Origin of the sequence: Candidatus Viridilinea mediisalina, from assembly GCF_002532535.1 — a bacterium.
Taxonomy (GTDB): Bacteria; Chloroflexota; Chloroflexia; order Chloroflexales; family Chloroflexaceae; genus Viridilinea; species Viridilinea mediisalina.
The window spans coordinates 1-18426 of sequence record NZ_NQWI01000100.1 but is presented as its reverse complement, the minus strand read 5'-3'; the positions used below and the strand labels follow the sequence as shown (position 1 = coordinate 18426).

General features: G+C 57.5%; 20 protein-coding genes. 8 read left to right on the top strand and 12 right to left on the bottom strand.

From position 1 onward, the window contains the following. Positions 1 to 166 precede the first annotated feature (166 nt). Positions 167 to 3175 carry an NACHT domain-containing protein gene (locus CJ255_RS16775; RefSeq protein ID WP_124681982.1) on the top strand — a complete coding sequence of 1003 codons (3009 nt, stop codon included), beginning with the start codon at positions 167 to 169 and terminating at the stop codon, positions 3173 to 3175. Between the two features lie 100 nt (positions 3176 to 3275). Beyond that, a complete protein-coding gene (locus CJ255_RS16770; RefSeq protein ID WP_097645250.1) occupies positions 3276 to 4715 on the top strand; it encodes a radical SAM/SPASM domain-containing protein in 1440 nt (479 codons plus the stop codon). A gap of 130 nt (positions 4716 to 4845) precedes the next feature. On the opposite strand, the gene CJ255_RS24720 is transcribed toward CJ255_RS16770, so the two are convergent. The 7 genes from CJ255_RS24720 to accB form a co-directional block, all read right to left on the bottom strand. After that, complete coding sequence (locus tag CJ255_RS24720) at positions 4846 to 4974, bottom strand: hypothetical protein (RefSeq protein ID WP_281257218.1); 129 nt, start codon at positions 4972 to 4974, stop codon at positions 4846 to 4848. 76 nt (positions 4975 to 5050) lie between these two features. Further along, on the bottom strand, positions 5051 to 5866 hold the full coding sequence (locus CJ255_RS16765) for a ComEC/Rec2 family competence protein (RefSeq protein WP_245863510.1): 816 nt from the start codon (positions 5864 to 5866) through the stop codon (positions 5051 to 5053). 61 nt (positions 5867 to 5927) lie between these two features. Next, positions 5928 to 6311, bottom strand: a complete 384-nt coding sequence (locus CJ255_RS16760) for a RidA family protein (protein WP_097645248.1) — start codon at positions 6309 to 6311, stop codon at positions 5928 to 5930. 228 nt (positions 6312 to 6539) lie between these two features. Further along, positions 6540 to 8513 carry a hypothetical protein gene (locus CJ255_RS16755; RefSeq protein WP_097645247.1) on the bottom strand — a complete coding sequence of 658 codons (1974 nt, stop codon included), beginning with the start codon at positions 8511 to 8513 and terminating at the stop codon, positions 6540 to 6542. A gap of 111 nt (positions 8514 to 8624) precedes the next feature. Continuing rightward, positions 8625 to 8855 (bottom strand): exodeoxyribonuclease VII small subunit, encoded by a 231-nt coding sequence (gene xseB / locus CJ255_RS16750; protein WP_097645246.1) that lies wholly within the window; start codon positions 8853 to 8855, stop codon positions 8625 to 8627. Further along, positions 8852 to 10066: an exodeoxyribonuclease VII large subunit gene (xseA, locus tag CJ255_RS16745; RefSeq protein WP_097645245.1), complete on the bottom strand. Its 1215-nt coding sequence runs from the start codon at positions 10064 to 10066 to the stop codon at positions 8852 to 8854. The genes xseB and xseA overlap by 4 nt, the downstream gene beginning before the upstream one ends. A 196-nt stretch (positions 10067 to 10262) precedes the next feature. After that, entirely contained in the window at positions 10263 to 10802 is a 540-nt protein-coding gene (gene accB, locus CJ255_RS16740; RefSeq protein WP_245863509.1) for an acetyl-CoA carboxylase biotin carboxyl carrier protein, read from the bottom strand. Positions 10803 to 11104: 302 nt separating this feature from the next. On the opposite strand from accB, the gene CJ255_RS16735 reads away from it, so the two are divergent. The 3 genes from CJ255_RS16735 to CJ255_RS16725 all read left to right on the top strand — a co-directional run bounded on the left by CJ255_RS16735 (position 11105) and on the right by CJ255_RS16725 (position 13898). Next, positions 11105 to 11392: a PspC domain-containing protein gene (locus tag CJ255_RS16735; RefSeq protein ID WP_097645243.1), complete on the top strand. Its 288-nt coding sequence runs from the start codon at positions 11105 to 11107 to the stop codon at positions 11390 to 11392. A gap of 185 nt (positions 11393 to 11577) precedes the next feature. Continuing rightward, positions 11578 to 12177, top strand: coding sequence for a Uma2 family endonuclease (locus tag CJ255_RS16730; protein WP_097645242.1), 600 nt, complete (start codon positions 11578 to 11580; stop codon positions 12175 to 12177). An 11-nt stretch (positions 12178 to 12188) separates the two neighbouring features. Next, positions 12189 to 13898: a peptide ABC transporter substrate-binding protein gene (locus tag CJ255_RS16725; RefSeq protein ID WP_097645241.1), complete on the top strand. Its 1710-nt coding sequence runs from the start codon at positions 12189 to 12191 to the stop codon at positions 13896 to 13898. Positions 13899 to 13918: 20 nt separating this feature from the next. On the opposite strand, the gene CJ255_RS16720 is transcribed toward CJ255_RS16725, so the two are convergent. Further along, positions 13919 to 14200 carry a hypothetical protein gene (locus CJ255_RS16720; protein ID WP_097645240.1) on the bottom strand — a complete coding sequence of 94 codons (282 nt, stop codon included), beginning with the start codon at positions 14198 to 14200 and terminating at the stop codon, positions 13919 to 13921. A gap of 204 nt (positions 14201 to 14404) precedes the next feature. On the opposite strand from CJ255_RS16720, the gene CJ255_RS16715 reads away from it, so the two are divergent. Beyond that, on the top strand, positions 14405 to 15115 hold the full coding sequence (locus CJ255_RS16715; protein ID WP_097645239.1) for a response regulator transcription factor: 711 nt from the start codon (positions 14405 to 14407) through the stop codon (positions 15113 to 15115). 31 nt (positions 15116 to 15146) lie between these two features. Here the strand turns inward: CJ255_RS16715 and CJ255_RS16710 are convergent, their stop codons facing one another. Both CJ255_RS16710 and CJ255_RS16705 read right to left on the bottom strand, forming a co-directional pair. Then, positions 15147 to 15920, bottom strand: a complete 774-nt coding sequence (locus tag CJ255_RS16710; protein WP_097645238.1) for a TspO/MBR family protein — start codon at positions 15918 to 15920, stop codon at positions 15147 to 15149. 53 nt (positions 15921 to 15973) lie between these two features. Beyond that, positions 15974 to 16252: a DUF4351 domain-containing protein gene (locus tag CJ255_RS16705; protein ID WP_165774771.1), complete on the bottom strand. Its 279-nt coding sequence runs from the start codon at positions 16250 to 16252 to the stop codon at positions 15974 to 15976. 155 nt (positions 16253 to 16407) lie between these two features. On the opposite strand from CJ255_RS16705, the gene CJ255_RS23685 reads away from it, so the two are divergent. Next, positions 16408 to 16680, top strand: coding sequence for a hypothetical protein (locus CJ255_RS23685; RefSeq protein ID WP_165774770.1), 273 nt, complete (start codon positions 16408 to 16410; stop codon positions 16678 to 16680). Continuing rightward, entirely contained in the window at positions 16658 to 17107 is a 450-nt protein-coding gene (locus tag CJ255_RS16700) for a putative toxin-antitoxin system toxin component, PIN family (RefSeq protein WP_165774769.1), read from the top strand. The genes CJ255_RS23685 and CJ255_RS16700 overlap by 23 nt, the downstream gene beginning before the upstream one ends. Here CJ255_RS16700 and CJ255_RS22925 read toward each other — a convergent pair. Then, positions 17044 to 17424 (bottom strand): RpnC/YadD family protein, encoded by a 381-nt coding sequence (locus CJ255_RS22925; RefSeq protein WP_124681981.1) that lies wholly within the window; start codon positions 17422 to 17424, stop codon positions 17044 to 17046. The two genes, CJ255_RS16700 and CJ255_RS22925, sit on opposite strands and share 64 nt — an antisense overlap. 777 nt (positions 17425 to 18201) lie before the next feature. After that, positions 18202 to 18426: hypothetical protein (locus CJ255_RS23680; RefSeq protein ID WP_165774768.1), on the bottom strand; the 225-nt coding region annotated here is incomplete at its 5' end.

Below are 18426 nucleotides of genomic sequence, written 5' to 3'. Positions count from 1 at the left end.
CGTTTCTGAAACCATCCCTAAGAAGCTGTCTGAAAAGCTAGTGGGCACGCGTTGGAGTGCCGGCTTTAGCCGGCTGAAGCCGGCACCCCAACGCCAGTTCATAGATTTTTCAGACAGTCTCTAACAAAAAGTTCTTCGCAGGTCACAAGACATCAAGGAAGCAGGCATGGCCCCTCACCCGGAGGAATATCTACGCACTGCCCGCAGGCTTATCGGACGAGCGCACGAGCAGACGGTGATGCTCGATGCGCTAGATGGCCCTGCCGATCAGGTTAGGGTGGTGCTCTTTGAAGGGCCAGGTGGGATTGGCAAGACGCGCTTGCTGGCTGAGGCGCGCCAGTTGTGTGTTGGACGCCCAGACTTGCTCTGTACGGACGTTTTGGATCTCTACCTGACCAGCCACCAAGGCCAGGCGCGGTTGCTCTTGAGTATCGCTAGTCAGCTTCAGGCTGCCGCCGAGCAGCAGCAACTGGCGGGTAACCATTTTGCCAGCTTTAGCGCCGCGTTGGAACATTTCTATGCCCGTATGGGTGAATCCTCTGAGGATCAACGCCAAACTTTGGAGCAGGTCTTTCTCCAAGAGTATCAGAGCCTCGCGGATCGGGTGCGTCTCGTGCTGCTGCTCGATACGCTCGAAAAGCTCCATCCCGCTATTCCCGAAGCGGCTGAGTTTGACTTTCGTGAGCTTGGGCGCCTTGAAGGCTGGCTGGCACAGTTGTTGGCCCGTCTGCCCAATACGACGGTCTTGATGGCCGGACGACCGCGCGAGCGGCAGCGTCAGCTCTTTGCTGCGACCCTTGGTGCGGCATTAACGGTGGTTGCGGTCACGCCGTTTACGCTTGAGGAGACGACGTCGTATGTTAAGAGTGAGTTTGCAGAACTGATTGATTTCGATCAGCAGCAGATTGAGGTTTTACACACCATTAGTGCCGGGCGTCCGGTTCTGCTGGCGATTGCCTTGGCTTGTAGTCAGCATGAATGGATCGATTTGAGTGCTCTGCCAGCGGGTTTTGATGCTGAAGCGTTGCACTACCGCGAGACGCTGAGTGAGCGCTTTGTGGCCTTGATCGTTGGTGATCTGTTTATGCGTCGCCCCGAGATTGCCCAAATGCTGGCCCGGGCGGTCTATCTGCGCAAGGGCTTGCGCGGGGGCTTGCTCGAACGCATTGTGGCCAGTGAAGATAGCCATTTGTCTGCAAGTGAGCTTGCGGCTCAACTAGAGACCTTCGCCCAGTTGGTCTTTGTGAAACGTGTCGGTGAGCATGAACTTATGCTCCACGATGAACTGTATGAGCTCTTGTTGGATAAAATTGGCGCCCAACAGACGGCGATCTGGTGGCGTACCGCGATTAGCTACCTCAATGAGGAGATTGCCCGTACCAATGAACTGCTCCAGACCCGTATCGGGCGGCTGCAGGACGAACTGGAACTGAGCGCCAACGGCTCGCCACTCAGCTATGCCAAGCTGCAGCAACGGCTCCAGAGTCTCAAGATTGAACGTCTCTTCTACCAGTTGGCACTCAATCCGCAACAGGGTTACCAGAGCTACCGTGAGTTGCAGAGTTACGCGATTGCTGCTCGTGATCATGATTTTGACGCACAATTACAAGATGAGTTGGCACGTTTTTTTGAACCGCACACCAAATGGGGTGAGCGCTATCGGGCGCATTTGCAATTGTGCAATCTAACATGGGAGCGGATCGTCTACGAGGATGGTATCCGCTGGATTTCGCGGCGGATCAATGCCCATGTGCCGGGGGCCGATAGCTACATGGATGCGATCCGGATTGCCGAGCGTGTGCGTGAGCGTTACCGCACGATCTATGATGCCTATGTGCTGGCCCGCTGTGATCTTGAGGCGGCACAGCTTCAGGCTGAGATTTATATTGCCGAGAAGGCTCCGCGTGGTTCCCAAATTAACGCCAACTATCAGTTGCTCCGTGATACCCTGCTTGAGGTGATCCAAACTGCCTCCACCGATGATCTTGATGCGGCCTATGCGCGGCTGATTCTAGCCAATGCCTATAACTATTGGGGCTATTTTGAGCGTACCCATGATCGCTTGGAGAGTGCAATTACCAAGTATAGTGAGGCGATCCTGCTCTACCGCCAGCTTGGCCCGGAAGTTGAGAGTTTGCAAGCGGTGACGCTTACCAATTTGGGCTATGCCTTGAGCCGCCAGGGCGATTCGCAGCGTGGCTTGATCTCCTTGGAACGGGCCCTTGATTTGGTGACGCGCACGGGGATTGTCTATCGAGTGGGCATAACCTACAATGTGCAGGCGCAGATTTTTGCCGATTTGGGCCAGAATGAGCGGGCACTGCACTGTGTGCTAGAGGCCCAACGGCTCTTGGCCCGCTTTGATAGCCTGCGTGCGAAGGCGCTCAATGGTAATGCCATGGGGCGAATTCGCAGTCGCATTGCAGAGTCGTGTGGCGATCCGGTGCAGCGCGATGGCGAGTATGATCTGGCGGATCAAGCCTACCGCGAAGCGATCCGTGCCTTTGATGCTGAAGGTGAACTGACCCGCCGGGTTGAGGTGCGCGCTGCCCTCGCCCGCGCACTGCGGGATTGGGCACGCGATCTTGAGTATCGCGGCGAGCATTGTGCCGCCCAGCGCAGCGAGAGCTTGGCGATCCTCGCGGAGGCCCAGACGCTAACCACCAGCCAGACGCCCCAGGTGCTGCGTTGTAGCCTGCTTGAGGCGACGGCGTCGGTCTTGAATGACCAAGGCGAGTATGCCCAGGCGCTTGCCCTGCTCGATGAGGCCCGCTTGCTGTTGCCCCCAAATCTGCGCGACCCGCAGGGTTTCTATGAGGCAGAAGCGACGCGCGAGTTGCGCATCTATTGGCTGCGTTTCGCTCAGATTGAATTGCAGTATGCTTTGGTTGCCTTTGGCCAGGCCCGCTATGAGGTCGGTTGTACGCATCTACTGCGCGCCTTTAGTGGCCTCTTTGCCTTTTCGCCCGAAACAGCGCCGATCATCAATTTCCGCGAATTGGCCCGGCGCAGGCTGCTCAAGCTCAATGATGCGGCCAGCGTACAGGCACTCCGGCAAACAACGGCGACAGCAGCAGCACAGATGCGGGTTTCGGCTGGCGCGGCAATCCTGGTTGATCGCCTGCTCGAACAAGTGGCCCAAACCATTAGCGACCGCGATCTCTTCGGGATTTAACGTTTTCTATAAGCGAATCTAGTCGGGTACCTTGCGTTTATAGGTGTGAGAAGGGCTAACGCCCTCCCCATACCAACCCTGCTGATACCCGGATAGATTCATGGTGCAGATCCTTATTCCCCAACCACCGCCGCATGCAATCAACGATTGTATGCTGGCCCGTCCGCTATCAGCGCAACCCACTCTGCATCTACGCCCCACTTTGCCGCTCGAGTGGCTGCGTCCCCATCCGTTGCTACGTACCATGCCGCTCGATGAGGAGCATGTGGTTGCCTTTGTGCCTTCGCTCAGCCATGTGGCGGTATTGAACCAGGCTGCGCTGGCCCTGCTGCAGCGTCTGCCCCTTGATCATGCTGAGACATTGAGCAGTGTGGCTGGTTCGTTACACGCCTTGGCCGCTATGGGCCTGTTGGTTAGCTCCGCCAAGCCACGTATCCCAGAGCCAGCAGCGTCGCCCGTCTTGAGCGCATGGCTGCATATGACCAATGCATGCAATTTGCGTTGTAGCTACTGCTATATCCAAAAGACGACGGCCCGGATGAAGACGGCAACCGCCTATGGGGCTATTGATGCCTTGGTGGATGCGGCTTTGCGCCATGGGTATCGTGAGGTGGCGATCAAGTATGCCGGTGGTGAGCCGCTCATGGCCTTGGATACTGTAGCTGAAGCCCAGAGCTACGCCCAGGCGCGTTGTCGTGCGGCGGGGCTAGGCTTGCAGGCCACCCTGCTCACCAATGGGACGATGCTGAACCCGGTGCGTGTGGCGCGTCTGCGTGAGTTGGGGCTAGGGCTTACCATCTCGCTTGATGGTTTGGCACTCAGCCACGATGCCCAACGCCCCGATCTGCGCGGGGCCGGTTCGGCGGCAGCGGTGCGTGCCGGAATCGAGAACGCCTGCGCCGCTGGCCTCACGCCCACAGTCGCCATAACGGTCACTGGCGCGAACATTGGCGCAGCCCCCGAACTGGTGGCGTGGCTGCTGGAGCGTGGCTTGCCCTTTACGGTGAGCTTTGCGCGCAGCCAGGCATGCAGCCGCGAACGCAGTGCGCTCATGGCAGAGGAGCAGCAGTTGATTGAAGGCATGCGCGCCATGTATGCCACCGTGGCCGCCAACCCGCCGCGTTGGAGTGTGCTTGGCACGCTACTCGACCGTGCCGACCTGAGCTATGCTCACGGGGGGGCTTGTGCCGCAGGCAAAGACTACATGGTGATTGACCATGAAGGGCGCATCGCCGCATGTCAGATGGTACTTGATCAGCCAGTGGCCGATCTAACCCACCCTGATCCGCTCAGTGCCATCCGTGAGGATCGCCAACTGCCGTTGGGCGTGCCGGTGAACGAGAAGGCCGGCTGCCGCGAATGTGACTGGCGCTACTGGTGTGGTGGCGGCTGCCCCATCGCCACCCTACGCGCCACCGGGCGTACTGATGTCAAATCGCCCTATTGCAACATCTACACTGCGCTCTTTCCCGATCTGTTGCGCCTAGAGGGGTTGCGTCTGTTGCGGCAGGCGCGCCCTGCATCCGGCGAGGATGCGTGAGGTGAGAGAGGTACAGAGGATTGAACCACAGAGGCACAGAGAGCACAGAGGGGTTGGTGTGGAAGTAGGTGGTTGCTTTGGGGATGGTTTCATGACACTTTACCGTTTGGTTGCCGTTGGAGTGCCGACGTTAGTCGGCTGAGGTCGTAGACTGCCGTTGGATGCCGACTAACGTCGGCACTCCGTCGGTAAAGCTGATTGGACGCCGACTAACGTCGGCACTCCAACGGTAAAGCTGAAAGGCCGTTTCTGAGACCATCTCTTGCTATAAATTTCTCGGTGTCTCTGTGGTTCAATTCTCTGCATCTCTGCAAAAACGCTATAACTGAAAGCTCTCACCCCTCACTCTTCAGCGTTACCCGCCGCCCATCACTGGTAAACTGGAGTTGCCCATCGGCCTTGGGATGGAAGACCTGGGGGCTAAAGCGGCGACGCTCGGCAAAGCTGAGCAGCACCGGGCTAGGGGCGCTGTAGCTCTCGCTCATGAACATAGCACGCGGGCGCAATTCGGACATCAGGGCGGGGTTGCGCTGCCACGGATAGACGAGCAGATCAAGGGGCCGCCCTACCAACGCCAGTGCAGCGCTATCGCCCGCACTGCCGCCGGTGTGGAAGAGTACCCGCGTAGCCCCATAGCTCAAGAGCAACACTGCGCCCCCCTGCTCGCCCGCAGTAACTTCCAGAACCATCAGGCTTGCACCGTCCAACTCAAGGCGCTGGCCAGCCGCAAGGGGCCGCAGCGTGCCTTGGGCCGCCAGCCGCCGCCACTCGCCCGCAGCCCCACTGCGGCCCAACTCAGGCGGCGCAAGAGCCAAAACAGGCTGGTAACGGGCCATGGCGGCCACCTGCCCGCCGATATGCCGCCCGCTTGGTGTGGTCAAAATGACCGTGTGCAACTCACGTTGCCAGAAGGGCAGCAACTGACCCAACACCAGCGTAAGCTGACTGGCATCACCACCCCCATCCAGCAACACAAAACGGCCCCCCGGCGTCTGGATGAGCAACGCATCACCCGATGTCTGCAACATATAGACGTGCATACGTCCATCAGGTTGCTGAAACCACGCCACCCCAACCAACAGGATCAAGAGGGCCACCAACAGCAGAACAATCCGATAATGGCGTTTCGAAGTGGACTCAGAACTCATCATGGGCCTCCGTAATAGATGCTCTACATGATCTACCGTTTGAGAGGCCCAAAAGATACGCTTTTCATGGATGCAAGGCAATCGCCTCAATCTCAATCCGCGCATCGCGGGGCAAACGGGCCACCTGCACCGTTGAGCGGGCCGGTGGGTTTTCGGGGAAGAACTCGGCGTAGACGCTATTCATAGCCTGAAAATCGTCCATATCGGCCAAAAAGACGGTCATCTTCACGACATGGGCCAACGACGTACCCGCAGCCTCAAGCACCGCCTCAAGATTGGCAAAGATACGCCGCGTCATCGCCCTAATGTCCCCCGCTTCCATCTCGCCGGTCTGCGCATCCACTGGCAATTGCCCGGAAACAAAGACCATCCCGCCAGCCACAATGGCCTGCGAGTATGGCCCAATAGCGGCTGGCGCATGTGTGGTACGAACAACAGTACGTTGCATGTGGCTAACTCCTCTCGGTGAAGAGGTACATGAGGATTGAACCACAGAGGCACCGAGGACACAGAGGTATTGTATTGGAGGTAGTGCCAACAAGTGGTTGCTTTGCTACAAATTCCTCTGTGTTCTCTGTGTCTCTGTGGTTCAATCCTCTGCATCTCTACAAAAACTCTATAACTGACTAAGGGTGGCGCAGTCGTTAACAAGCGTAACTTGGTTACGAAAAAAACCTTACATTCCAAGCACAAGATAAACAATCAACAACAACAACTGCCAAACGACAGGCAGCAAGCCCCCAAGGAGCAACTGGTTACCCTCCCAGCCATACAGTTCCTTACAGAGCGCACTGGTGAGCATGAAGGCCCAGACGGTGGCCCCAATCCAGAGCAGGATGGGCAAGAGTGGTACGCCGATGATCTGGAGCAGCAGAGCCACCAAGAGGGGCAAGAGGCGCGGCAGTTGGCTGAGTGGGTAGAGGTAGTAGGCCCGTGCGCCCTCATAGCCGCCGTCGCTCTTCTGATCGAGCAGCATGGAAAGTTGGCTAAACAGGGGCCATTCGAGCAGTGCAAAGAACCAGAGGAACAAAACGGCGACGAGCAACCACAAGCTGGGCGGGCTGGCGGCCAAGAGGCTGGTGACTGCAAACAAGAGCGCCGGCATGAGCGCGATAAGGATCAGCGGAATGGCACTGTGCAGGGCACGCTTCAACTCAAATGTCTGCGACTCCATCGTGGCGCGCGCCTCGTTCACCAGTGCATGGATTGCAGCCCCACGATCCAGCATCAGCCACAGCAGCCACGAGCGCGCCTCTTGTTGCAAGATTGGCGGTTGGCCTTCAGTCTCTTCGAGGGGCGCAAGCTGGTGCAGCGCCTCGCCGAGCAGCGGCTCGAAGTTGTTGATCTGCGAGGCAATCAGGACACCGGGGGTGTTACTGCCATCATAGAGCAGCCCACTGAGCCGTGCGGCAACCGGCATACGCGGCGATTGCAGCAGCACCACTTGGCTCTGCTCGTTGATCTCGGTAGCCTTTAAGTCTGTGACTTGGCTCCAAGGCACCAAGCGCCCGCGATCACCCAGGCTGCCACGGATGAACATCCCTTCATCGCGTGCCTCGAGGCTCGGCAGCAGCGAACGCACCCAGAAGAGCAGCGGCAAGCCCAAGAGCAGCATCAGATGGGCTGCCACCAAGAGCCACCACGGGGCGGGCAGACCCGCTTCGACGCCCCAGAAGGGCACCGCTTGGTCTGGATAGGCATGCAAGAGTTGGGCATAGTTCGCGTTGTTCGCTACGCTACTAAAGGGCCAGAAGGAGCGCAGGGCCGGCACGCTCAAGGCCAAAAAGCGCACCCAATAGCTCAGGTAGCTCACCAGCAGAGCCAGGCTAAGCAACGTAGTGACGCTTTGCAACACCAGATTGAACTTGGGCGGATAGTGCGCCGCGACCGGGCCAGCAGGTAGTTCCGACGTATTCGACGTAGTTGTGGTGGCGGTAGGTGCCTGGGCTTTAGGTTGCGTACCGGCGACCAGCGCAGCGGGCCCCAGCAAGAGTTGAAAAAAGGGCGAACGCAGATCTTCACGCAGTTGCACCGGATCAACCCCATCGAGAGCCCGGGCCGTCCGTTCACTCTGGGTCAGAATCGTCTCGACCAATTGCTCAAACTGGCTAATCTGGGAACTGATCAGAAAACCCGGCTGCCAACGCAAACCATAGATCAGCCCATACAAACGGTGCCAATTGGTCAACTTACCTGGTTGCGCTTCAGCCAGAATAATGAAGCGTTCCCCGGCGCGATCTTGGGTTACTCGCAGCAGGCGCAACTCCTCCCAGCGCAAAGGCAGCCACGAACCGGCAAATTCAACCAACAGCCCCACATGGCTACTCCGAATGGCTGGCAGCGCATTGCGCAGGTAGAGCGCAAGCAACAGCGCCACACCAGTCCACAAGAACGGGCCAAGCAGAGTAGGCGCAAGCTCATAGATATTCGTCGCCTGGGGGCGTGGCTGGCCATCAATGAGCGTAACCAAGCCACTCAGCGGGAACTCAGGCTCAAGCAGACTCGGATCGCGCCCAAAGATATCCCACAGTCCACGTAGGATGTGAACACCCAGATTCCCTAGCGCAACCACCAGCAACAAGGCTGGCAGCCATGCTATGAGATTCGTCGTAAAACGAGGGTAGCGGTGGTAAATCTCGGGGACGCGCATAGTAGTTTGCATAATTAGGAAATAGGAAATGGGAAATAGGGCTGAGGCTTCAGAATACCTTGGATGCCTCAAGACTGTATCTAATATCCAGTATCCTACTTTCCTACTTTCCTACTTCCTCGTTTCCGCATCCTTCCCTTGCCCCTCACCGGCTTGCAACTGCACAATCCGCAACTCGGCGTTGTCGAGCAGACGCTGACATTCGGCGGCAAGTAACGTACCCTGCTCATAGAGTTTGAGGGTTTCGGCCAGTGCTAATTCGCCAGTCTCAAGTTGTGCAACCACCTCTTGGAGGCGCATATAGAGTGTTTCGTAGGTATCAACAGGTGTGGGATCGTTCATCGGGTGTGATCCTCTTGATCTGAACTAACGAGTGCAGCGAGATCGCCATCACGCAGCGTAAGGCGTAGAGGTGTGCCTGAGGGGGCCTCTTGGGGGCTTGTCAAGACGGCACCGCTGGTGGCGTGGCGTACCACCGCATAGCCGCGTGCGAGCGTTGCCAGGGGGCTAAGGGCCTCCAAGCGCCCCACCAGCCCTTGCAGCGCCAAGCGGCGTCGTTCGGTAGCCATGTGGGTGGCATGGAGCAAGCGGCGGGCCTGGTCATCCACTTGTTGGCGATCATGGGCCAGACGACGGCGTGGGGCATAGCGTTCTACGGTAGTACGCGCACGTTGGAGCGCACTGTGACGGCTATGCAAAGCTTGGCGCACCAAGCCATCAAGGCGCATACGGGTATAGTGCAGATGCTCACGCAACTCATTCATGTCGGGCACGGCCAACTCCGCCGCCGCCGAAGGGGTGGGGGCGCGCAGATCGGCCACAAAATCGGCAATGGTCGTGTCGGTCTCGTGGCCCACGCCACTGATCAGCGGCATGGGACTCGCAAAGATAGCGCGGGCCACCGCCTCATCGTTGAAGGCCCAGAGGTCTTCAAGCGAGCCACCGCCGCGGGCAAGGATAAGCAGATCGCCGCCAAGCGCGTAGGCTCGGTAGAGAGCCGCCACAATACTATCCGGCGCACGCTCGCCCTGCACAAGGCAGGGTACCACTGTGACCGTAACGAGGGGGCAACGGCGGCCAAGGATCGTCAATAGATCCTGCAATGCCGCGCCGCCGGGGGCGGTCACAATCAAGATACGGCGGGGCAAGGTTGGCAACGAACGTTTGCGTTCAGGCGCAAAGAGCCCCTCGGCCTCAAGGCGTGCTTTCAATTCCTTAAAGCGCGCAAAGAGCAACCCAACTCCAGCGGGCACAACGCGATCCACATAGATCTGCAGATCACCGCGTGGGCTATAGAAAGCCAGCCGCCCATGGGCCAACACCCGGTCGCCCGACTTCGGCAAGGCGGTCAGGCGAGCGGCATCACTCCGCCACATCACCCCATGCAGCAGGGCGTTTTCATCCTTCAAATTAAAATAGCAGTGACCGGAGGCAGTGTGGCGCTTAAACTCCGAGAGTTCACCCTCAATCCACAGATCGCTGAACAGGGGATGAACCTCAAGCAACTCGCCCAGGTAGCTAGCCACAGCGCTGACAGAGAGTGCTTGGTGCATCAAGGTAACTGCCTATGGTTCGGGTAGGCGCTTGGGAGAGCCGCGCTCTCCCAACGCATCCCGTAAGACTACGTGGTGGAACTGCACCAGTGATACCAATTACCCTTGAACATGCCGTATCATCAAGAACGCGAAAGCTCATTGGGACGCCATGTGCGGCAATCTGCAATCTACAATCTGCAATCGGACAATGGTATTAGGCTGGTTCGATCACCATCAACGGCTGGCCATACTCAACGGGCTGGCCATTTTTAATGAGGATACGCACCACCCGGCCAGCAATATCACACTCGATCTCATTCATCATCTTCATGGCTTCAATGATGCCAATTGAATCGCCGGGTTTCACCTCATCGCCCTCTTGCACAAAGGGCGCATCCTTGGGCGAAGGGGCGGCATAGAAGGTGCCAACCATCGGTGCAGTAATCGTGTGGCCTGCGGGCACCTCAGCGGGAGGCTGCTCAGAGGCTGCTGCCGGTGCTGGTGCAAACATTGGTTGCATCTGCGCACTCGGCAAGGGCGCTGGGGCCATAGGCGTTTGCATCATCGGTGCGACGGTGATCGGCTGCGCTGCAGTAATCATCGAGCCACGCTTCACATGCAATTTGTTATCGCCCCGCTCGATCAAAATCTCGGTGATGTCGGTCTGGCCGATCAAGCGCACAACTTCGCGCACGGCATCAAGCCCGAACGCATCGGCTTCGACGGCGGGAGTTTCCGCTTTCTGGTCACTCATACGTTTGCCCAGATTCTCCATCATTTGCGTTGAACATGCCTATTGTAGCACAAGTTGGGGCGGCAACTGTTGACTAGGGTTACGTCAATGTTGTTGGAGTTACACCTACCAGGTGAGGGTACGGTGGCACCGTGCCCCGACGGTCTATAGGGTTACTTCTGCGCTATTCCCTATTTTCTCTTTCCTACTTTCTATGTTCCTTCCCATAGGGATGCAACTTTTGCATTTTGCCAACGTCACATAGCTAGGATAAGATGGATAGTGGCCCTCTGGCCTACCCAAGCATACGAAGGAGTTCAACCATGAACCAGCGTCTCGCTCGCAGTGCCAATGATCGCATTTTCGGTGGTGTCTGTGGCGGTTTGGCTAGTTACTTCAACATTGATGCTACCATTGTTCGTATCGTCTTCGTTGTTGCTGTACTCAGTGGTATCAGCCCACTGATCTACATTGTGCTTTGGATTGTGATGCCTCTGCAACGCACCCTGCCCTATGGCCAGCAGCACCCCTCGTTGCAACAGCCGAGCAGCGATCCGACGGGCGAATGGCAGTACGATCCCTATACCGGCGAGCGCATCCGCAAGCCGTAGGGTTCGGGATGGTTCGTGGCGACTTTACAGTTTGCGAAGACGCGAAGATGCGAAGCCCGCGCCTCTTCGCCTCACCCATCCTCGCAAGAGGGATGATTTCATGCCATGTTACCGTTTGGACGCATTCAGCGCATCCTGATGTCGCACATCTAGTTTCTATTTGCTCGTTTCTGTATCCTTCCCCTATGACCCAAAGCGATACTCTTCCTGTTGCCGGATTAGCCACCCACCTGCCAGTACCCGACAGCGGACAATGGACTTTGGCCGACTATGAAGCGTTGCCCAACGATGGGCAACGCTATGAGTTGTTGGATGGAGTATTACGTTTGACCCCTGCACCAACACCTGATCATCAGGCTACGAGTCTGTTGATCGCCTACTATTTGCTGCAGCACATACAACTACCCGGGAGAGGGCGCGTCTTCACTGCGCCAATTGATGTGGAACTAGGGCCACATACGTTGGTTCAACCTGATATTGTGGTAATCTTAGCCACAAGTGCCGCTAGTATCAGCCCACGTCGTATCGTTGGTCCGCCCGATCTTGTGATCGAGATTACCTCACCAAGCACTGCGAGCTACGATCGCCGTGAAAAGCGCGATCTCTACGCCGCAGCCGGGGTGCGCGAATATTGGATTGTTGACGCTGGAACAAGAACTATCGAGTTGCTCTGTTTAGAAGAGCGTCATTACCGCGCGGAATATGTGTACACTGGTCAAGCCATCGTGCCAAGTAGGGTCGTACAGGGTTGGAGCGTGGCAACCGCAACACTGTTTGGAGGTTAGAATAGGCCGCTATGAGCTTTAGCCCAACCCAACGCAGCTTCTGGGTCAGCCTTGCTTTGACCCTCATGCTCTTCCTTGCGCTCACTGCTTGTAGCGAGCCAAGCGAAAGTACGCTTCCGTCGGAGCCGTCGCCGCCCACCGCAACGCCAGAGCCGCCCACGGCGACGCCGCTACCACGGGGGGGCACGCTGAACGTTGGCCTTGCCGCCGATGTGCCCGACCTGCGGCCCTGGCAGCCCCGTTCGCGTGGCGAAGAGCAGATCAGCGCCATGCTCTACAGTGGGCTGATGCGCCTTGATGACCAACTCCAACCTGTGCCCGATTTGGCTGAGGAGTGGGCAACGACACCCGATGGGCGCACCTTGACCTTTACGCTGCGTAGCGATCTGCAATGGCACGATGGCACGCCCTTGGATGCTGCCGATGTGCTCTTTACCCTCGAACGGCTACGGGCGCTCCCGCCTACTAGTACGGCGCTGCTGGCCGACCTGCGTTATATCAGTGGGGCCGTTGCTCATGATGGTACCACGGTGGTCTTTACCCTAACCAGCCGCTTTGCGCCGCTCCTCGCCGCGCTGAGTGTGCCGATTCTACCGAGCCATCTGTTGGCGGATCAAGAGTTTGATAGCCTGAACTTCTGGGATATTCCGGTGGGCAGTGGGCCCTTTCGCCTTAGCGAAGCGCAGCCTGGGCAAGCCTACCAGTTTGAGCGTTTCGAGCAGTACCATCATGGTGCGCCGCTGCTCGACCAGGTGCGCTTTGTGGTGAGTACGGATGCCCAAGCGACGATGGCAGCGTTGGGGGACACCAGTTTGCTCTTGGCCGAACTGCCATGGAGCAGCCACGAACCGGCACCACCCAATGTGCGCGTAGCAAGTTACCCAGAAAATGGCTACTACTTCTTGGGCTTCAATTTGCGCCCGGAACGGCCCTTTGCCGATCCGCTGCTGCGTCAAGCCTTAGCCTTGGCCATAGACCAACCTCGTCTGGTTGAAGCGGCCACCAAAGGCCAAGGCATCCCCATCAGTTCGAGTGCGCTGCCGGGAAGTTGGGCCGACATGACCCGCACGATTGCGCCAGGGGCCGACCTAGATGCTGCGCGGGCGCTCCTTGACGAGGCGGGCTGGCAACTGCCCGCTGGGGCAACCATCCGCGAGCAAGATGGCATCACGCTCACAGCGAGCCTCTATGTCCGCGCCGATGACGAGCGGCGGCTCTTGGCGGCACGCCAAATTGCTGAGGTTGGGGCAAGCATCGGCATGCAGATCCAGGTTGAACCCGGCGACTTCGACACAGTCATCTTGGCCCGCTACGCGCCGCCCTTCGCCTTTGATCTACTCTTAGGCAGTTGGCTCAACGGGGCAGGCGACCCCAACTTTGGCGATGTAGCCTACTACGATCCCGACGACTTTGCGCTCTTCCATTCCAGCCAACTGAACCAAGGGCCAGCCGACAGCCGGGCGACGCGCAACGTTGTAGGTTACAACAGCCCTGAGTATGATGCTCATGCCCAAGTTGCACGCCAACTCTACAACATCAGCGAGCGACGGGCCGCCATCAGCCAAGCCCAAGCCCAACTCGCCGCCGATCTGCCCTACCTCTTCCTCTGGGCCGACCGCATGCCCGTGCTGCTCAACGAGCGGGTGGTCAGCCTCGATGGGCCGGTTGCGCTCGATTCGCCACGCTACTACTGGAATATCGAGCGCTGGTACTTGGAGTGAGGGAGGGATGTCAATGCAAACTACCGTCCACGGGGGCGGTCGGGATCTGCGAGGCGCAATCCCAGCCAGATGCCAAGGCCAAACCCGATGATCAGGCTGAGGAGGCTAAACATTGCGCCGGGGCCATAGACAATTGCCGCAGCACGCATGGCCCCAGCCAACAGGAGCGCAATAATCCAGCCTAAGAAGAAGAGCCGTTGGCGGATTTCGGGGCCAAACCATTGTGGGCGCTCTTGGGCAACCAAGTAGCCAATGCCGCCGGCGATGGTGAGCAACAAGATGTTTGTAATCAGAATTTGCATAGCGCCTCGGGTTGGTAGGTGAGCAAATATTTGAGTTTCGCACGCCTGCCTGCTAAAATACCTTATCCGCATCAAGCTGATACCCCCGCTGGGGGGGTTGGGAGCGGCTTCGCCGCCCTCAAAGCTCTTTTTCGTTTTGGCGGCTGCGGCACCAGAACGAAACGAACCAACGAGGGGCAGGCTTAGTAACCCTTAGTGTACGGCATGTCAGAACTAAAAGACAAATTGGTCCTTGTGGTGGACGATGAGCCGCGCATGGTGAGCTTCATGCGCCTCAATTTGGAGTTGGAGGGCATGCGTGTTGCGACCGCTACCAATGGGCGTGAGGCGGTCGAGCAGGTGCGCGAACATATGCCCGATGTTGTCTTGTTGGATGTGATGATGCCGGTTATGGATGGTTTTGAGGCATTGCGGCGCATTCGGCAGTTTTCGCAGGTGCCGGTACTCATCCTTACGGCCCGCGACGAAGAGGATGATCGTGTGCGTGGGTTGGAGTTAGGGGCCGATGATTATATCGGCAAACCTTTCAGCCACCGTGAGCTAGTCAGTCGCATTCGGGCGGTCTTGCGTCGCCACTATAGTGCCCCTCCGGTGCCCCAAACCCTCGTGCAGATTGATGCGCGCCTCAGCATTGATTTTGCCCGCCGCGAAGTGCTGGTAGATGGCGAGCGGGTCAATCTACGCCCCACTGAATACCGGCTACTCTACCATCTTGTGCAGAACGCGGGCTATGTGCAGACCCACGAGATGCTGCTCTCGAAGGTGTGGGGCCCGGAGTACCGCGATGAGAACCACTACCTGCGGCTCTATATTACCTACTTGCGCCAGAAGATTGAGCAGAATCCATCGAACCCGAAGTATATCCTGACTGAGCGGGGCGTAGGCTATCGCTTTGTGAATTTTGATGGTCGTTGATGGATGGTGAACGTTTAGAAATAGTGTACTATTAACCCTCCAGGTCTTCCAGTTTGCCCCCCAGTACGCCCGCGATGGCAGCCAGAATACCAATGGCCGTAACCGCCCAGCCCATTGATGCTACGAGGGGCGTCTTGGCGTTTTTGCGGGCGATCCCGGAGCTGGCCCAAGCAATAACTAAGGGGAAGGGGACATCGCCTTCGCTCACGCCCATGATCGCTGCGAGGCTCCCAGCACTACCCAGCAGCCCCGCTGTCCACGCTTCGGGTGGGGCACCAAAGCCGTCCCAGCCCGCATCGTAGAGCGCCACCGTGATATTGACGATGGTTGCTACACTGACCCAGCCCAGGTAGAGGCTGAAGGGTGTACGCACAAAGGCGATGTCACTGGCCGAAAGCTGGCTGGCCTTGCCGATGCGCCGGTCAATCGTAATGAGCGAAGCCAAGAGGCCCAGCATCACCGGCACGGTAAGCTTGGTCTTATTGTAGTGCCAGAGCGCCAACCATGCGCTATTCGCCGCACAACTAGCGATGAAGGGGGCGGCGATCCGCCGTAGCCGCGCTTGGTCGCGGCGTGCTGGTAGCGCCTGATAGACCGCATAGGCAGTTAGGCCAGTGTAGATCAGCCCCCAGATGCCAAATACATAGCCCGGCGGGGTGATCATGAGTGGGTAACGATTGGAGATTTGACCAGTCGTTTGGCCATTGAGGGGGAGTTTATTGGCCAAGACGTTCATTGCGATGGTGCTGCCGAGTGCAGCAACGACGGCACCTTGACGGGCTAGATCGGCGTTGGATTGAGACATGGGTTTTTCCTAAGTTTCAGGTAGAGAGTTTTTGTATAGCGCAAGCTCTGCCCCTACGCATGCTCATGAAGCCATGCCTGCAGATCTGCGCTGGTCGTAAAGTCAAGCAGGGCTTCACTCAGGCTGAGGAGGAGCGATGGCGAGAGTGCTAAAACCTGCGCTTCAAGCGCATCACTCAACGGGTCAAACTTGCGCTTGAGTAGGCGCAGTACCAACTGCTGCTGGCCCTCGGCATGACCCTCGGCGTGGCCCTTGGCGTGACCATCAGCGTGGCCGTCAGCGTGGCCCCGGAGGTAGCCTTCCTTCTCAAGACCAATCATCGGTAAGCTCATGGTGTTCTCCTCCTGTTCAATCTGTCGCATTGTAGCATGGGACTCGGCTTGGAAGCAGCAGTGCTGCTATACTAGTACAATGAGTTAGGTAGAGAATTGCGGGGGAACGTAGGTTACCCCGTATACTCCCGCTGTCCGGCAATGAGGGAGGAACTATGAGCCATCAGATTGAGGTACCAAACGATCTCTATGAATTGCTCTATCGTCGCGCCACACAACTGCAACGCTCACCAGAGCAACTAGCGACAGAAGCCCTGCGTCGCTACCTACACAGCGCCGCGCAACCTTGGGAGCAGCGCCTCCAGCAATTGCTCATTAACCAACATGAACGAACCGATCTCCCGCCTGGCGACGAGATCGAGGCCGATATTACTGCCGCAGCCGCTGAAGCTAGGGAGTCGCGTCGTGAGCATCGTCGCTCTCATTGATACCAATGTTTGGGTTTCAGCACTGCTTAACCCAAAGGGTTACCCTGCACAAGCCATTGAAGCCTGGCGTAACGGACGCTATCGTGTTGTAACCTCGCAGGGCTTGCTTGATGAACTTGCTGAAGTCCTTTCACGTCCTCGCATTCAGCGTAAATATGGGTTGAGCATTGCAACCATTAGTGACTATCTTGCTCTTATTCACGAGCGTGCATTGATAGTAGAACCACAAAGTCAACTTCAGCTCTGTCGTGATCCTGATGATGACCTTGTGCTTGAGACCGCCATGCTAGGAGAAGCACGCTACCTGGTTAGTCGTGATGATGATCTCAAGAGCGATAGCGAACTTATCAGACAGATGCTTTTTTATGGCTGTGAAGTTATAAGTGTGCAGAGATTTATAACTCTTATTACAATATCGAGTTCGTGAAAATCAAAGAGGCGTGTATTGTAGCAGAACATGCGCTCGGCAAACGCTTCGTCGTGCTGCGCCTGGATCTCGATGTGGAGAAAGACGATCGTCTGCTCGCCGTCCAGTCGGGTCACTCGGACCAGTTTATCTACATACTGCTTGCCCTTGCCCACCTCTGGGTTGATCTGCAAGAGGGCAAGTGGCTCATCTTTGACCGGCTTTGTCCAGTCGATTCCTGCGTAGGCCTCGGGGAAGAGTAATTCCAAACATGCGGGCAGGTAGTGTTCGAGGGCTTCCTTCCAAGCCCCATCAAAATTGGCAGCGGGTTGGTGCATAGTGATTCCTTGTTGGCAAAAAGGCTCTCACTACATGTACCGCTGAACGGGGCTAAAAGATACGGTTTTCGTTGGTAGAGGTGCAGAGGATTGCACCACAGAGGCATAGAGAACACTGAGAGGTCTTTGGGAGGCCCATGATGGCCCTCACCCCCGTCCCCTCTCCCACGTTGTGGGAGAGGGGCGAAGGTACCGCCGTTTGGTTACGTTCCTACAGGCCCGCATGCGGGCCGGAGGCTCGTGCGCTGGCGTGAAAGCGAACCCAAAGCTGTTTTGCGCTAAGAGAAGCGGAGGTTGTTGATTGCCCCGTTGTTTAGCCACCCTGAGAGAAGATTCGTAAGAACGTTCCTGTTTGCGCTGTAGGTAGTGCCGACTTTAGGGAAGCGGAGGTTGTTGATTGCCCCATTGCTTGGCCACCCTGAGCGAAGGTTCGTAGGAACGCTCCTGTTTGCGCCGTAGGTAGTGCCGACTTTAGTCGGCTTCCCATCGCTGCCAAAGACCTCCGCCGACTAAGGGAAGCGGATGTTGTTGATTACCCCGTTGCTTTGTCACCCTGAGCGAAGGTTCGTAGGAATGTTCCTGTTTACGCCATAGGTAGTGCCAACTTTAGTCGGCTCCCATCGCTGCCAAAGACCTCAGCCGACTAAAGTCGGCACTACGATGCCTGCGCCCCATGTCCTATTCAGCATGACAAGTTGCTGGAATACGTAACAATTTCTGCTTCCCTAAAGTCGGCACTACAATGGTCGTGACCCATGGACTATTCAGCATGACCGGCTACTGGGGTACTATGGAAGCGGGCTTAGGGTTTCGCCACTGGACCTCCGGCCAGCGTGTGGGGGGCCAGGATGCACCTGGACTCCAACGATCCAGACGCTTGCAGATCAAGCTGGCCAGCAGCAGCGTATGCTGGTAGCGCGTGGGGTCTTGGGCGGGTTGCAGACGACTCAGCACAAAGAGGTGATTAAGCAGCATTGACCAGAGGTATTCGCGGCGATCTTG